This window comes from Neobacillus bataviensis, assembly GCF_019969725.1.
The window spans coordinates 1-13268 of sequence record NZ_JAHXYW010000007.1; the positions used below are offsets into that span (position 1 = coordinate 1).

Consider the following 13268-nt stretch of genomic DNA (forward strand, 5'->3'; position numbering starts at 1 on the left):
CAGAATTTATTAGACAAAATGGTTGGGAAGAATTCGAAGATAAACTTGAAGAACTAGACCCAGATTTGATTGACATTAAAAGGGAAAGTATTATCTAATGTCATTTAGTCTTCTTCAACTAACGGGTGCTTTAGTTGAATAAGAGATCAAAAAAGAGTGGGCGTTAAACCCACTCTAAAAAACTTGGCAGCCTCAATAAACCCGCCTTTGTTAAATTGCGATATTTTACTCGGCATTTGAGCGGCTCAATGTACGCAAAGTCTTTGTTTTCGCTGATTATCTGCGAGTTATAAACCTTCGCACGTTCCTTCGCAGGCACACCGAGCTCCATAACGCCCGCATACCGGCCATCGTCAAATTGAAGCAGCCATCCGAAGTCTTTCGGCTGCTTGCGGTAGCCCACGACATGCACATTGGCATATTGGTAATTAATAACCTTTAACCACGAATGCGACCGCTTGCCGACTTCATATCGAGAATCCTTTCGCTTTAAGACGATACCTTCCAGTGCTTGCGCCTTGATAGCTTCAAAATAAGCCTCGCCATGGCCTTCGATGAATTGCGTCTTGGCAATTAACGCTGTATCCGTTGGAACAATGTCAGCAAGTAATTCCTTGCGCTCGAGCAACGGAAGTTTTGTGACGCGTTCCCCTTCGTGCTGAATGACGTCAAAGGTTACGAAAGTAACGGGAGTTTTATCACGTGAACTCATAAACCGACTCATCATCGCTTCGAAGTCCGGCTTGCCATCGTTTCCGCTAACGATTAACTCGCCATCGAGTACGGTCCCAGGCGGTATACTAAGATTTTGAAGTTCGGGGAACTTCGCGGTTATTTCGTTATTGTGTCGGGAGTACAGGCGAACTTTACCTGTATCGTCCACGGAATATATTAATCGGATACCGTCGAGCTTAAGTTCACTTATATACTCGGTATCATCGAACGGTTGATCTGATTTATGCAGTAACATTGGTGAGATAAACATAGTAAACACCTCAATACAATTGTACCACGATAAGTATTATGGAAGATTAGGAGACTGTTGGAAGGAAAATAAAAAGGACGCCCGGAAAAAGGCGCCAACATCAGGAGCTCCACGCGATAAACAATGGCAAATTCGCGCTTCATCACCATATAATATTAGTACGTGCTGACTAAATACGGATATCCGTCAAGGTCACAATAGCCAGTGAATTGCCATCGAGTGTTGTCGTCGGCTGTAATTTGTAACTCTTTGAACGGTTCCGTATCTTCGTCAAAACATTCGCCAGGATATAAGGTAAATGTTTCGTATAAGTTTCTATAAGTCTTGTATTTCAATGTTAAAGGATTATCGTAACAATTAACGATCAAACGGACTTGGAATACCGGGAATGAAAATGTTTGGTTTCCTTTTCCGCTACTTCAAGACGATGCAACAATTCTATTACCGTGACGCATTTTCATCTTCTCCTTTAATTAAAGTTTCTTAGCCTCTTCTTCCTCTTCTATTTCTTGAATAGAGCGGAAAGGCGATTCCGGCGTATCCTCCTCGGGATTCTGTTCGAAGTATTCGTCAGGTCGCTCCATGTACATATGAGCCGTCCTACCGAGGACTTGTTGCACGTTCTGCTCTACCATAGGGCTGAAGTATCTGCTATTCATGACCGCATCTGTATACTCGATAATTTGAATCGCCTCTATCGCCTCCGGATCCATTGAGCGCACTTTTAAGTCCTCGAATGCTCTGTTTAGGTCATTTCGAAACTTCATCCCATCTGTACCCGCTTCGTCCAAAATCGGCTTAATTACCTCGTCAAACTCATTTTTTACAACTACCGCAAGACCAGGTTCGTCGACATTGCCGAGGAACTCTTCAAGAATATCCTTTTTTCTGCGTGCCGAAGACGCAAGTAAAATCTCCGTCTTTACCTCATTAAATCGATTCTTAAAGCGCTCCATCTTATCCGGATCAACTTGCGGAATTTTGCCGTAAACAATGGACTCAGCTTCCTTTTTTGCAGCCGTCAAATTCTTCTTAAATTCGGTTTGAAGATGGCGGGCACTTTTAAGAAACTCGACTGTCTTTCGTGCTTTAAGTGACTCTATCAGCTTCTGCTTGCCTTTTTCGGTATACTCGTCATTAAGTTTGATTTGAGATTGTTTCTGAATAATATCCTCTTGAAATAAACGGTACATCCTAGTCGTATCCTGCTGCAGTTCTTGCGCTTTACCTACTAAACTTTTAATCTTTTCGATTTTGCTCATTCAATATCTCCCCTTTTTATAAATGTTCAATAATGTCTTCTTGCCTCATAGATGCGTCTAGTTCTAAGGCGTGGACCGATTCCGGTATGCGCTCAGCTTTAAAGTAGCGAACGTCTTTACCTTTTTTTAATTCATCAGTCATTTTGTGCAGCCTCTTTACTTGAAAAAAGTGTTTCATTGGAGAATAGAACAGTATTACCTCTGCCTGCTCATCGATTTCACTTAAAACTAATGAGATTACATGCCGTAAAGCTTTTGTTTTGTTTTTATATTTCGCTTTAGATAGGTATAACGAGAAAATGCAGTAAACTGAATCTTCTTTCCAAAGCTCACAACCAGCCGAATAGCCGTCGCCATAACCTCGGTCATTTACAGTAAGGTAAACGCATGTTACTTTACTTCTTTCGGTCATTAGGATTCCTCTCCTGAAATGTAGCGAATAAATAATCCGTCCAATCTTTGACTTTACGACTATTTGGACTATTTTTGCGTTTGTACTTCCTTTTCTCAAACTGTTTCATATTATCAATACGAGCAGCCTTTGCGTTCCTACGACTAATTAAATCTCCTCCGTTTCCACCATTTAGAATGTAAAAAGTAGTATCATAGTCTTATTGCATTACCGCATCAGTTAAACCGCTAATATCGGCGATAATGACGCTCATATCACTTATTTTAGTCCTTAAACCGTCGTTTTCTCGCCTTATATTCTCGGTCCCTTTGACGACGATTTTCTCTTTCGGCAATCTCTCCGCATTTCTTGCAGTAGCGCTGCCGGTTGCTTTTCCTTTCGAACGGCTGCAAGCATGATTCGCAAAAATCCCCGGACATGGTTACACCTCGCTCCGACCAATAAAGAACCTCGATTGAGTGATCACCTGGAATAACGCTTTGTTCAGCGTAGGAGCAGCGCCCGCCATTTTCCCGAAAGTAAACGCAGGTCCTGTCGCCGTTGGCACCAGTTTCAAGATAACATTTGCCGTTAATGTCGTATGTGGCGCAATTATCCGAGAAAAATCGTTGAAGTTTATTCATCCTGCAACTCACTCGCTTTCTTATCGAGGATATCCCTTACTGCAAGGCGAATGGTGTCCATGCTAATGTCGTAATTCTTGCGCGGTGAAGTTGCAAACACGATCATGATAGTGAGCTTCTCGACGTACTTTGCTTTCGTGGCTTCATCCATCTTTTTGAAGTTGCTAAACACCGTGTAACTTTCGACAAATTCAATTACTGAATGAAAAAACAAATCAATTGGGTCTAACTCGTCATACACCTTATTTCCTCCTCGTCCTTTTCTGACACTTGCTCGTCCAAGTCCTCTTCATCGTCATATTCGGGCTCCGGGAAGTATTCCAGCTTACCGTTTGAGTAAAATCTTGCCTCTTTTGTGTCTATATAATTGTTTCCGAGATACAGATGAATTTTAATAATTTCATAGTCCATTAGTTCAGCTCCTCATCGAATAGTCGCATCTTACTAACAATTTCGAATAGGCCTTCGTCAACTTCGCAAGCCGTTAAGATACGCGTTTTTACCCGTGTTGAAATCGGTGTAAATTCTGCTTCTATCTTTGTTAATAATGACTCGCTGATTCCTAGCTTATCAGCCATTTCTTTAATAGACAGGTTCGAACGATAGCGTAAAATTTGTAAAGTCTTACCGTTCAACTTACTTCATCTCCTTTCATAAAATTTCAATAAATAAAAAAGGCCTGATCAAAATGACCAGTACCTTTTAATACTAAAAAAGACCTCCAAATTAAAATAAGGAGGTCAATTCTATTCAAAATATTTACTTTTATCAATTGGCTTAAAACTGTTATACCCATTACCTAGGTCAATAACGTAACAATTGTCACGAAGATCGATTGAGTTATTATTTTTTAGACGCTCTAAAAAGGATTTATTCTGATGTGGATTTGCTAAGTATTTGCGAGATAATTCACTAGCTTTTTTAAATTCCATTATCAAACCTCCTTATAGAGTTTATGAGTATTTAGGGAAATTGTTTTCAAGAAATTCAAAAGCCTTTTCTAAAGAATTGTGAGTTTTTTTAACTTTATTAACATTTGTACGTTTTTTACTTTCATAAATATATTTCGTTCCTGATGTTAAGTACTTATTGGAACTTTGTATTAGATTTATAGTAATTACCGATTTACCGTTATCATATACAAATTCGAACTCTTGTTCCCTTTTGATTATACCACACTTCCAATCTAATGTCTCGCCTATTTTACTGAGATCATTAATTATGGATAAGACATCCTGATACCTTATATTTACATCGGGATGAATCATTTTATTAATAATTCTACGCAGTTTAACTGGAATATGGGGTAAATATTTTTTTCTATTTGGAAACTCACCCTTTGTTATACTTTTCATCATTTTGCTATGATCAGCGTGGTGTTTTAATTTTAGATTTTCAAACTGAATCTTAAATTCTTCATTACCATTGCATAACCGATACAAGGTTAAGCCAGCTTGATAAATATCGTCAAGTACTGTTTTCTTTGATGTGGTATAAGACTCAGGTGATCTATGTTGAACATATTGCCACTCTTGATCAGCAAATCCATTTTCATCTAAATATTTTGATAAGCCAAAATCTGTTAATACTGCACGATCAATATCGTTAATAATAATATTAGTTGGCTTTATATCTAAGTGAAGCAGGCCTTTAATATGTATAAAAAGTAAGCCAGATAAAAAATCCAAGGAGTATTTTATTATCTCCCTTATTGTTAGACTGGCACTGTCAATAATGGTGTTTAATGAACCATTATTGTAATAAGGCATAGTTATATAAACATTTTCCTCATCTTCTGCAGAATAAAATATAGGCATAATGTGAGGATGATTACTTTCATTTAGTATTTTAGCCTCCGAAAAATAATCTTCAACATTTTGCTTATCTAAAGATTTTTTTGTGATTTTTTTTAGAATTAGAACCTGTTCTAGTTGCGTATCCCGTGCAATCCATACTTCTGAATTTCTTCCTTCAACCGCCCCTATTGGTTTCCATTGATCTAAAGATAACTGTGGTTTAACGTGATTAACCTTAATCATTGGCTGGTACCTCTGTATTAATTTTATAATTAATTGATGCAAGAGCTGCAAATAAGCATTCTCTGTGGTTAGAATTAATATTGTTCCATTTATCAACGTTTAACAAATTAGTCTTACCTTTACAGCAGTTTTTTATCTCTGTACTAGTGCTATTCACCCTTGCGGCAATAGAAGTAAAAGTACCTGTGAAATACTTCTTTATTGTACTGTTTGAAAATAATTCTTGTATAACACCCTCAATGTTCATTCTAAATATGCTTGGGGTTTGTGCAGATCCTTCCGCAGTTCTTAATCCAGCGTAGCTTACTTCATACTCACAAATAATTGAGAACAATGTAGTTCTAATGTATGACAGCTGTCGTGGAATATCATTACTTAGAGCTATTGGAAGCTTTAATTTTTGTAAAGAATACCTAAAATCAGTGGGATCTTCAGGGTTAGTTTCCACAATTGCATAATATATTTCAGTAGGCTCAGCCCTAATACCAATTGCCTTCATCTGTTTCTCCTCCATTCTCTTCTATATATTACCATAATTCAAGATTAATAGGAGGATTTTCCTGCTTGCCACACAAAAAGGCACTAGTCATATAGACTAGAGCGATTAGGGTAATAACAACTGGCCATCTTGTTATTTGCCCTCATATATTCGGATTTTTTCCCTTTTTCAAATAACCTTATATTTATTCTTTATTTTTCCATTAATCCCGAACTCGATTGTCGGCATCCTCTTCGACATTTTTTCGGTTAAGTGAATTTCTTTTTCCTTCCGGATTCTCTCCGGTGTCTCGTCTCGTTTAGGCCGGTATTTATCCCGATAAGGTGCGAGATAGGTGCCAGTTTTCTTAAATCGCTTTTTTGCGTCCTCCTGTTCCTGACGACAAGTATCCGAACAATATTTATTTTTTCCCTGTAGTTTAAATAGCCGGTTGCAGTTCCAACATCCGCAAACCTTAAAACCTTCTGGAATATCAAGCGGTATTGGTGGAATAAATTGCTGCTCTATTTCGTCCCACTCTTCGCGTGATCGTCGCGTAATGTTCAGCCGTTCAATATTTTCGTGTGTCTTGGCCAGTAACATGCTCATCAACGACAATTCTCTCGGTATTTCCGATATAGGATGATAGCCGCCAATTCTAATGTATTCCTCGATAATGTCGTCGGTCTCCTCCTTTAACCAGTTAATGTCTGTAAACTTGGCGTCGATCTTAATTTTTATTCTATTCAGGCGCTTCTTTACTTGCAGTATTGCTCCTTCGTTTTTATCCATCAATCGTCATCCCCCTTTAAAAGCGTTACACGGTCAATTAGGTGAACGCTTTTCTCTTGTTTTCTTTTAGAAAAGAATTCCTTCAACAAATACCATATATGCGATATCTTTATAGCGTAGCGACGAATGAAATGAGTCGCAATCTTTTTAAATCTCGTTTTAAGTATCGTTCATTAAATCTAGTTAACACCTAAATGACAGACTTGTTATCCTTGTTGATTAGGTGTACAGGAAATTGTCAATCCGTGTAACCATTTTCCTGTCTCCATTTTCGCATCCGTTCAGCCGCAGCCTTACGTCTTGTATCACTTCGCTTAATTGATGTTTTGTAATTCTCTTCCGCTTTAGGAAACGATTTAAAGAATTCTTCCTGGCTTAAAGGAACAAGCGGTACATAATAGCCCTTTTCTGGAAAATCGATCAGCCCGACTTCCTTCAAGTCATCGAGATGTCCGCTTGTAGTGTCCGGCACCTTACCGTATTTGACGGATAAAGTTTCGACGGACGGATATGCACATCCATCCTGCGGATTGTAGTAATCGATAATTAACGCATATAAAAATAACTTGCCGGCGTTCATTTTATCGTGATGAACGTAATGCCTGGTGTCGCTTGGTAGCGGTATAAAATGTTTCCCTCCTTCCGTTGGCGAAGTTTTGTCGTAAACCTTTCTTTCCATTTCGTATCCCCTCCGTTAAATTTTGATTTTGAACGCGGGCGAGCCGCGGAGAAACCCTACATTAATAAATAAGGATGAGCAGACGAATCCGCGCAGGTCATTTTAGCAAGGATACTGTCAACCCCTTTAGAATCGGGCTCTTCAATTAAAAAAATTTTTCTATTCAAGTAGATTGCCGTGGCTGTTTCCGTTTTCGGACAAATTTGTTTACACTATTTATGACGCATTAGCATACATATCCGCGCAGCCTCCTACTACGTATGTCGCATGAGATTGTGAAATCGGACGCTTTTTCGGGAATTGTAACAAAAATGTAATAAAAAATAGACCGCCTTCCATTCCAGGAAAACGATCTATCTTCGTTATTTAGCCGACATCCAATGCCGCTAATACTTCTTCAATTCCAAGCGTAACATTTAACGATTGTCTCAGCTCGTAGCCTTTTCGAATGGCCCAATCATATTGTTCGTTAACTTTGCCGACCTCAGCCCGCAGCATATTATAAACCGGCATAAGCTTCGCCAGTTCATCCTTGATAACACGACGGTACTGGAGCGTTTCTTTTAATTGCTTTTCGTTAGTAAAAGAAGAATACTCCGACAAATAAGCCTGAGTCATTTTTATTTGACGATTAATAAGCCATAAATCATCGTACCTATCGCAGCCCATGTTGCACCGCCTTTACTAAGAATCCTAACAAGAGCATACACGCCACCGCTAACAACGGCGATAACGGGGAATGCCACAATAAAATCCGCAAGATAATCAGTAAAGCCGTCAATGGTAATTTCCGATACTTTTTCACGTAATAACCCCCATATTTGCGTTATTGGTCCGTTAATCCAATTTACATTCGCTACTTTATCAGCAAGGTGAGTCGGATCGAGCCAGCTCCCATCGGTCGCCTTCATTCCGAGATGCAAATGCGGTCCCGTCGAATTCCCCGTATTGCCGCTGAGTCCGATAATTTCTCCAGCATGAACGTGTTCACCTATCCGCGCCTTTACTTCGTTCATATGGCCGTAAATAAGCTGCGTACCGTCGTCGAGTTTAATCGATAGCCCTTTGCCGATATTAGCTGAGCCGTCATAAATACGGTCGACTACACCCTCGCCTAGCGCCCTGAGCGTCGTTCCTTCAGTTATCGCGATGTCAACGCCAGTATGAGGCGTTTTATGGACCGCATCGACCGCGCCAAATTTACTTGTTATCCGGACTATCATAGCGCCTTCATCGCCTCTACGAGAATGTTAAGAACCATTGGTGTCATCTGTACGAGCACGTATCCAAGGCCTGCGCCTTGCATCATGCTAAAGCCCTTCTCCTTATTGCCGATCATAATGAAGAGTGCTCCGCCAAGTACAACGACCATTGCAACCGGATAAGCTAGCGCCTGGATAAGAGTAACTAACGGATCAAATGCGTGAACCATTCTGCCGTACATTGCGCTAGTGGCTGCCGCTGCAGATACCGGAATCGCTTCGGCCGCGAATGCCGCCTTAACTTTCAAGAATGGCGCAACTGCTAACGGAATTAAGATGCCAGTTTCTAAGAATGCCTTCTTTTCCTTTTCGGTTAAACCTTGCGCGACGTCGCGCACATCCTTATTCATAAACTCCTTAATGGAATAAACCTCTTCTTTGCGTCTAAACATGCTGATTTCCCCTTCCTATGCGTTAAAATCCGCCATTGTAAATACTTGCGTCTGAAGCCCTTCGCTTAATTTCAATAATTCTTGTCGCCTGTGCTCCGTCGTTGTAATCCAGATAAATTTAGGCGCCATCATTCCGAAAGCAAGCCGCTCTTTTAATATCCGATACCGCACAATTTTCGCATGATTCTTTTTCATCGTTTGCGTGTTATCGACCTCGACTATTACGTATTGATCGCCTTTTTTAAAGAGAGCATCCGGAACACATACGACCTTATCCTTCTTGGTCTTTCCTTCGCTTACAATTCGCACCTCATTCTTCCAACTTGGCGGGCAGCCATAGTCGATATAAATATAGTTGCGCATTATATAGTGCTGCACATTGCCGGTGCTCTTTCGGACCTTATCGCAGTTAACGACTGCCCGCCCTTTTGCGTTAAGATAATAAATGTTCTCACCGCTTCGCATCACGCTTACATATTCCTCCATTTGCTTTAAGACGCGCTGAGCATTCCGGTCGCTTTTTAAATTGTGCAAGCGCTGAATTTGGCTCCGCGTCAGATAGTCAAGTTTCTTCAAATCGAGTAGTATAGCTTCCTCCCTTTTCTGGCGTTTCCTTTCTGAGTGGTACATAACGTTCCTCCTTACGCGGTCTGATTCGTATTAACGGCTTTACGGTCTTATCGATAATTTCATCGCTTATATAATAAGCCTGCATTTGCGTACAACGGTTGCGTTTATAGATGGCCCTTCCTTGTATTAGCGGTAAGTCCTCCGCTCCGCCTTCGTCTAATACAACGGTGCTTGCTGTCGCAGTATCGACCGGCAGACAAATACGAGTAATTAGGTTTCGCTTAACTTGACTGCTTACCGTTTCAGCCGTTGGATACTGCGTGCAATATAAGAGCCGTATACCGCTAGCTCTTCCGCGCCTGGCAATATCCTTTATTAAGTTCTCACATTCGATTTTTAGCGCCTTTTCCTCCCGATCCTGTTCGCCTGAGCTGCTTAATTCTGCCGATTCATCGATTATTACGAAATGCCTCTTGGTTACGCCTAAAGCCTTTACGTTCTTTTTGCCAGTGCTCCGCAGTTTATTAAACATGCGCTCCATTTCGTCCTTAACGTTTTCCAGTGCCGTCTTAGCCTCTTCCGCATTGGTTGCGAAGTTCTTTACTTGCGGCAGATTTTCGTAAATGCCGAACTCGAGGCCGCCTTTTAAGTCGATCAGTGTAAACTCGACGTCTTCCGGTTGATTCGAAAGCAGCACCGTGATAATGACGTTTAGAATGTTGCTCTTGCCCATATCCGTAGCTCCACCAATCAAAATATGCGGACCCTTTTCGAAATCATGGACGACCTGACCTTTAAGCGTCACACCGAGCGGCACCTGCCACGATTTAGCGGCCTTAATAATTTCCGGTGTAAGATCGTAACTTTGCTGAAGCCCTTCGTCATAAACGCGCATGATAAGCATGCCGTCGTATTCCATCTCGATTTCCTTACTCAGCTGGACGCGGTTCTCTAATATCGCCCGGATTTGCTTCGGCAAGGTAGCGTCAAATTTCAGATTGCGGAAGTCTTTTAAATTGATCCGCCTGGCACTGCGATTATTGAGGCCGTCTTTAAATTTGCCGTGCTTATCGACGAAATCTTTCAGCTCGAGCCCTAGCGGAATCTTAAAGACATATTCCGTATATTTGCCGGCCTTATTATAGTTGCGTCGATAGAGGCGCATCTTATCGTCCTTTTTGTACAGGCCGCAGTTCTCCGCAATCTTGAGAATCTTATCGCTGTCGTCGTTCAAGTTCGTCTTATAATAGTAACTTGCGCCCAGCACTCCGAGCATGCTGCCGGTGGTCAATACTTCGAATAACAAATCGCCACGCTCCTTCCTTAATCACGTAGTGATAGTTGTAATAGATACGCATAGTGGAAGCGAATAATAGGACTGTTCATGTCGAAAGGATAGAGGCGACTTTCTACCCTTCGCCCTTCCGTGATGCTGCCGATTGTTAATGCGTATAGTAGAGTCTATGGGAATTCCGCCCAATATTGCAGGTCCATACCAAAATTTTGTGCAAAATATCTCCGCGAATTTGTGAAAGGATAAGGACGAGACGTGTCGAATTATATACGTAGGTGATCTACTATGATAATTAGCGTAATAGGCGAACGGATAAAAGAGTCGGGATATAGACGGGACCATATTCAGAAACATATGGAAGTTTCGCGGAATACCCTATCGAATTGGTGTACGGGGAAAACGTACCCTACTGCACCGCAATTATTTAAACTGGCGGCATTGTTAGGCGTGAAAGTGGACGATTTATATAGATTTGAAGCGGAATAACGTTGTACTACCCATATCTCACCATTTATGGTAAATTTACCTAGGGGAGGTGTTGATATGAGTTTAAGAAATAGCGTTCGAGTAACTGTTATCGATCCTAAAGATGACCACTATACAAGAGAAGGAACCGTAGAAGAAGTTAGCGGCAGCATGGTTACAATAAGATTAGACGGTGACATAGGCAATTACGTTTATTCATCTAACCAATTAGAAGAAATTGACTCTGAAAACGCAGATTAATAAGAAAGGCCCCGTCTTAATAGGCGGGGTTTTAATGTCATATTGGAAGTAGCGAATGTCACGGAACTGTCAATATTAATAGCGGGAATCATCCTACCTTAGCCGAATACTTTAACGTAGGAAGCGAGGTGAATGCGGATGCCTGTGAAGATACGAGAGATCGGTACGGTTAGGATTGCTACATATCAGATTGATAACGGAAATTACGAAGCGCTAGTAACGGATTATGAGAATGGGATCGGAGTAATTGGATGCGGTGAAAGCGAAGAAGCTGCGATTGATAATGCTTTCGAGTCGGCAGAAATTCCGAAGTAGTTAGCGTTGAGGCGTCTGGCTTTCGTTGAGTCGGGCGCTATTTTTACGAAATAAAAAACGGAGAGCAAATTACTCTCCGTCTGTTACTACGATTTCGTATCCGTGTGGTTTTAGTTTATCGGATAACTCACGCGACACAATATAAAACGTGCGGCCGTTATCGCTTACGACTAATTCATCTGGACTCTTATCGACTCGGGCTTCGATTAGGTTGTCGTAAGGAAAACGTAATCCGAGTAATTCTGAAATGTTCATGTTTTCACCCCCTGTTATAATATCAGAATTTTCGGGAATGTAAAGATATTTTAGACACCTGAGTTAGAAAAATTGTGCGCTAATTAGAGTCGTCAAATGACAGGCTTTTTGGACGTGGGCTTGGGGAAATTCATATTATTCCTATTGGATATTAAATCGTAATCATCACGAATGTATAACGATGAATCAATATTCAACAAAACTGCGTAAAATATAGATTATCTGCAATTATGCGATATCAGATCGTTGTTATATCAACGTTAAATCGTTACGCAGATAAAGGCGATATGCACTATCCTATACATCCGTATACTGGCGCGGTTATGCCGGCATTATTGCGGAGTATTTCCCGGTATTAATGCATAACGACTAAGCGGTCGATATTGTAACTGCGGCATGCCTACCGTTATGATCCGGCCTACCCCGTGAGTTCTGGACCACCTTCCGCCCCAGGCGCTTCGTGCTGATGATATTGCGAATATGTAACGTTTTGACCAGACGAAAGGCGCACCGCCATATCCCCGACAGTAGGCCTTCGTATCCTTCGGTACCTTACGCAACCTAACCCGCCTATTCTTCGTTATGCCTAGTTCCTTCTATTATATATCCGAGTATTACACTAGGTAATGTCGGTATTAACTAACGCACCCGATTTCTCTTTGTATATTTTATCGCTTATGATAAACGATAGATATAGGGAGGTTAGATGTATGTCCAAGCTCAACGATATATTGTTATGGTTAGTATGTCTGTTTATGGGTATCTACTTCGTATATATTATTTTTACTATGGAGCGATGAAGTTTCCGATTAACTAACGACCTTCACTCCGACAACCATATCGAAAGCCACCCGCTCAATCTCACACGCCTTTACTTCTATCCGCAGCTCATGCGTTATAGGATCCACGTAATGAATGCGGCCAACTATCTCCGTAGTAAAGCCGTCAGACCACACGCTAAGCCTCACAGAATGGCCGTATTCCATTGCGTAGGCTATCCGTAGGTCAAACTCTTCCGCTTGGTATTCGTCTAATTTCGGCTTTGCTAAGCGCTCCTGGTCCTTAAACATTTCACGTTGCATAGCAAACCCTTCCGGCATAAACGACGCTGGATTCCATTTAATTTTACCGCGATCACGTATCGCCATAAAAATCACCTCGATATTATTATACACGAACAAACG

The 13268-nt window shown here is 41.0% G+C and carries 22 protein-coding genes; 3 read left to right on the plus strand and 19 right to left on the minus strand.

All coding sequences use genetic code 11. The annotated features are described in order from the left end of the window. Window positions 1-163: 163 nt before the first annotated feature. The 16 genes from LC455_RS17755 to LC455_RS17830 all read right to left on the minus strand — a co-directional run bounded on the left by LC455_RS17755 (window position 164) and on the right by LC455_RS17830 (window position 10659). Window positions 164-985: an ATP-dependent DNA ligase gene (locus LC455_RS17755; RefSeq protein WP_223592755.1), complete on the minus strand. Its 822-nt coding sequence runs from the start codon at window positions 983-985 to the stop codon at window positions 164-166. A 473-nt stretch (window positions 986-1458) separates the two neighbouring features. After that, on the minus strand, window positions 1459-2247 hold the full coding sequence (locus tag LC455_RS17760; RefSeq protein ID WP_223592756.1) for a hypothetical protein: 789 nt from the start codon (window positions 2245-2247) through the stop codon (window positions 1459-1461). Between the two features lie 16 nt (window positions 2248-2263). Beyond that, a complete protein-coding gene (locus LC455_RS17765) occupies window positions 2264-2659 on the minus strand; it encodes a hypothetical protein (RefSeq protein ID WP_223592757.1) in 396 nt (131 codons plus the stop codon). Between the two features lie 615 nt (window positions 2660-3274). Continuing rightward, a complete protein-coding gene (locus LC455_RS17770) occupies window positions 3275-3523 on the minus strand; it encodes a hypothetical protein (protein WP_223592758.1) in 249 nt (82 codons plus the stop codon). After that, window positions 3508-3693 carry a hypothetical protein gene (locus LC455_RS17775; RefSeq protein ID WP_223592760.1) on the minus strand — a complete coding sequence of 62 codons (186 nt, stop codon included), beginning with the start codon at window positions 3691-3693 and terminating at the stop codon, window positions 3508-3510. Before LC455_RS17775 ends, LC455_RS17770 begins: the two co-directional genes overlap by 16 nt. Further along, window positions 3693-3917: a helix-turn-helix domain-containing protein gene (locus LC455_RS17780; protein ID WP_223592762.1), complete on the minus strand. Its 225-nt coding sequence runs from the start codon at window positions 3915-3917 to the stop codon at window positions 3693-3695. Before LC455_RS17780 ends, LC455_RS17775 begins: the two co-directional genes overlap by 1 nt. A 111-nt stretch (window positions 3918-4028) precedes the next feature. Next, entirely contained in the window at window positions 4029-4214 is a 186-nt protein-coding gene (locus LC455_RS17785; protein WP_223592763.1) for a hypothetical protein, read from the minus strand. 21 nt (window positions 4215-4235) lie between these two features. Further along, entirely contained in the window at window positions 4236-5321 is a 1086-nt protein-coding gene (locus LC455_RS17790; protein WP_223592765.1) for a serine/threonine-protein kinase, read from the minus strand. After that, window positions 5314-5820 (minus strand): hypothetical protein, encoded by a 507-nt coding sequence (locus tag LC455_RS17795; protein WP_223592766.1) that lies wholly within the window; start codon window positions 5818-5820, stop codon window positions 5314-5316. Before LC455_RS17795 ends, LC455_RS17790 begins: the two co-directional genes overlap by 8 nt. A gap of 168 nt (window positions 5821-5988) precedes the next feature. Next, the gene (locus LC455_RS17800; RefSeq protein WP_223592767.1) at window positions 5989-6591 is read right to left on the minus strand and encodes a hypothetical protein; all 603 of its coding nucleotides are present in this window, start codon (window positions 6589-6591) and stop codon (window positions 5989-5991) included. 238 nt (window positions 6592-6829) lie between these two features. Then, window positions 6830-7270: a helix-turn-helix domain-containing protein gene (locus LC455_RS17805; RefSeq protein WP_223592768.1), complete on the minus strand. Its 441-nt coding sequence runs from the start codon at window positions 7268-7270 to the stop codon at window positions 6830-6832. 366 nt (window positions 7271-7636) lie between these two features. Continuing rightward, complete coding sequence (locus LC455_RS17810; RefSeq protein ID WP_223592769.1) at window positions 7637-7939, minus strand: hypothetical protein; 303 nt, start codon at window positions 7937-7939, stop codon at window positions 7637-7639. Then, window positions 7891-8493, minus strand: coding sequence for a M23 family metallopeptidase (locus LC455_RS17815; protein ID WP_223592770.1), 603 nt, complete (start codon window positions 8491-8493; stop codon window positions 7891-7893). Before LC455_RS17815 ends, LC455_RS17810 begins: the two co-directional genes overlap by 49 nt. Then, on the minus strand, window positions 8490-8924 hold the full coding sequence (locus tag LC455_RS17820; protein WP_223592771.1) for a hypothetical protein: 435 nt from the start codon (window positions 8922-8924) through the stop codon (window positions 8490-8492). Before LC455_RS17820 ends, LC455_RS17815 begins: the two co-directional genes overlap by 4 nt. Before the next feature lie 15 nt (window positions 8925-8939). After that, window positions 8940-9554 carry a replication-relaxation family protein gene (locus LC455_RS17825; RefSeq protein ID WP_223592772.1) on the minus strand — a complete coding sequence of 205 codons (615 nt, stop codon included), beginning with the start codon at window positions 9552-9554 and terminating at the stop codon, window positions 8940-8942. Beyond that, window positions 9487-10659, minus strand: coding sequence for an FtsK/SpoIIIE domain-containing protein (locus tag LC455_RS17830; protein ID WP_223592774.1), 1173 nt, complete (start codon window positions 10657-10659; stop codon window positions 9487-9489). Before LC455_RS17830 ends, LC455_RS17825 begins: the two co-directional genes overlap by 68 nt. Before the next feature lie 414 nt (window positions 10660-11073). On the opposite strand from LC455_RS17830, the gene LC455_RS17835 reads away from it, so the two are divergent. The 3 genes from LC455_RS17835 to LC455_RS17845 all read left to right on the plus strand — a co-directional run bounded on the left by LC455_RS17835 (window position 11074) and on the right by LC455_RS17845 (window position 11829). Continuing rightward, window positions 11074-11274 (plus strand): helix-turn-helix transcriptional regulator, encoded by a 201-nt coding sequence (locus tag LC455_RS17835; protein WP_223592775.1) that lies wholly within the window; start codon window positions 11074-11076, stop codon window positions 11272-11274. 57 nt (window positions 11275-11331) lie between these two features. After that, window positions 11332-11514 (plus strand): hypothetical protein, encoded by a 183-nt coding sequence (locus tag LC455_RS17840; protein ID WP_223592777.1) that lies wholly within the window; start codon window positions 11332-11334, stop codon window positions 11512-11514. A gap of 138 nt (window positions 11515-11652) precedes the next feature. Then, window positions 11653-11829: a hypothetical protein gene (locus LC455_RS17845; RefSeq protein ID WP_223592778.1), complete on the plus strand. Its 177-nt coding sequence runs from the start codon at window positions 11653-11655 to the stop codon at window positions 11827-11829. 69 nt (window positions 11830-11898) lie between these two features. Here LC455_RS17845 and LC455_RS17850 read toward each other — a convergent pair whose 3' ends face one another. The 3 genes from LC455_RS17850 to LC455_RS17860 all read right to left on the minus strand — a co-directional run bounded on the left by LC455_RS17850 (window position 11899) and on the right by LC455_RS17860 (window position 13232). After that, window positions 11899-12084, minus strand: a complete 186-nt coding sequence (locus LC455_RS17850; protein ID WP_223592779.1) for a hypothetical protein — start codon at window positions 12082-12084, stop codon at window positions 11899-11901. A 332-nt stretch (window positions 12085-12416) separates the two neighbouring features. After that, window positions 12417-12644, minus strand: coding sequence for a hypothetical protein (locus tag LC455_RS17855; protein ID WP_223592780.1), 228 nt, complete (start codon window positions 12642-12644; stop codon window positions 12417-12419). A 249-nt stretch (window positions 12645-12893) separates the two neighbouring features. Beyond that, on the minus strand, window positions 12894-13232 hold the full coding sequence (locus tag LC455_RS17860) for a YolD-like family protein (RefSeq protein WP_223592781.1): 339 nt from the start codon (window positions 13230-13232) through the stop codon (window positions 12894-12896). Between the last annotated feature and the right edge of the window lie 36 nt (window positions 13233-13268).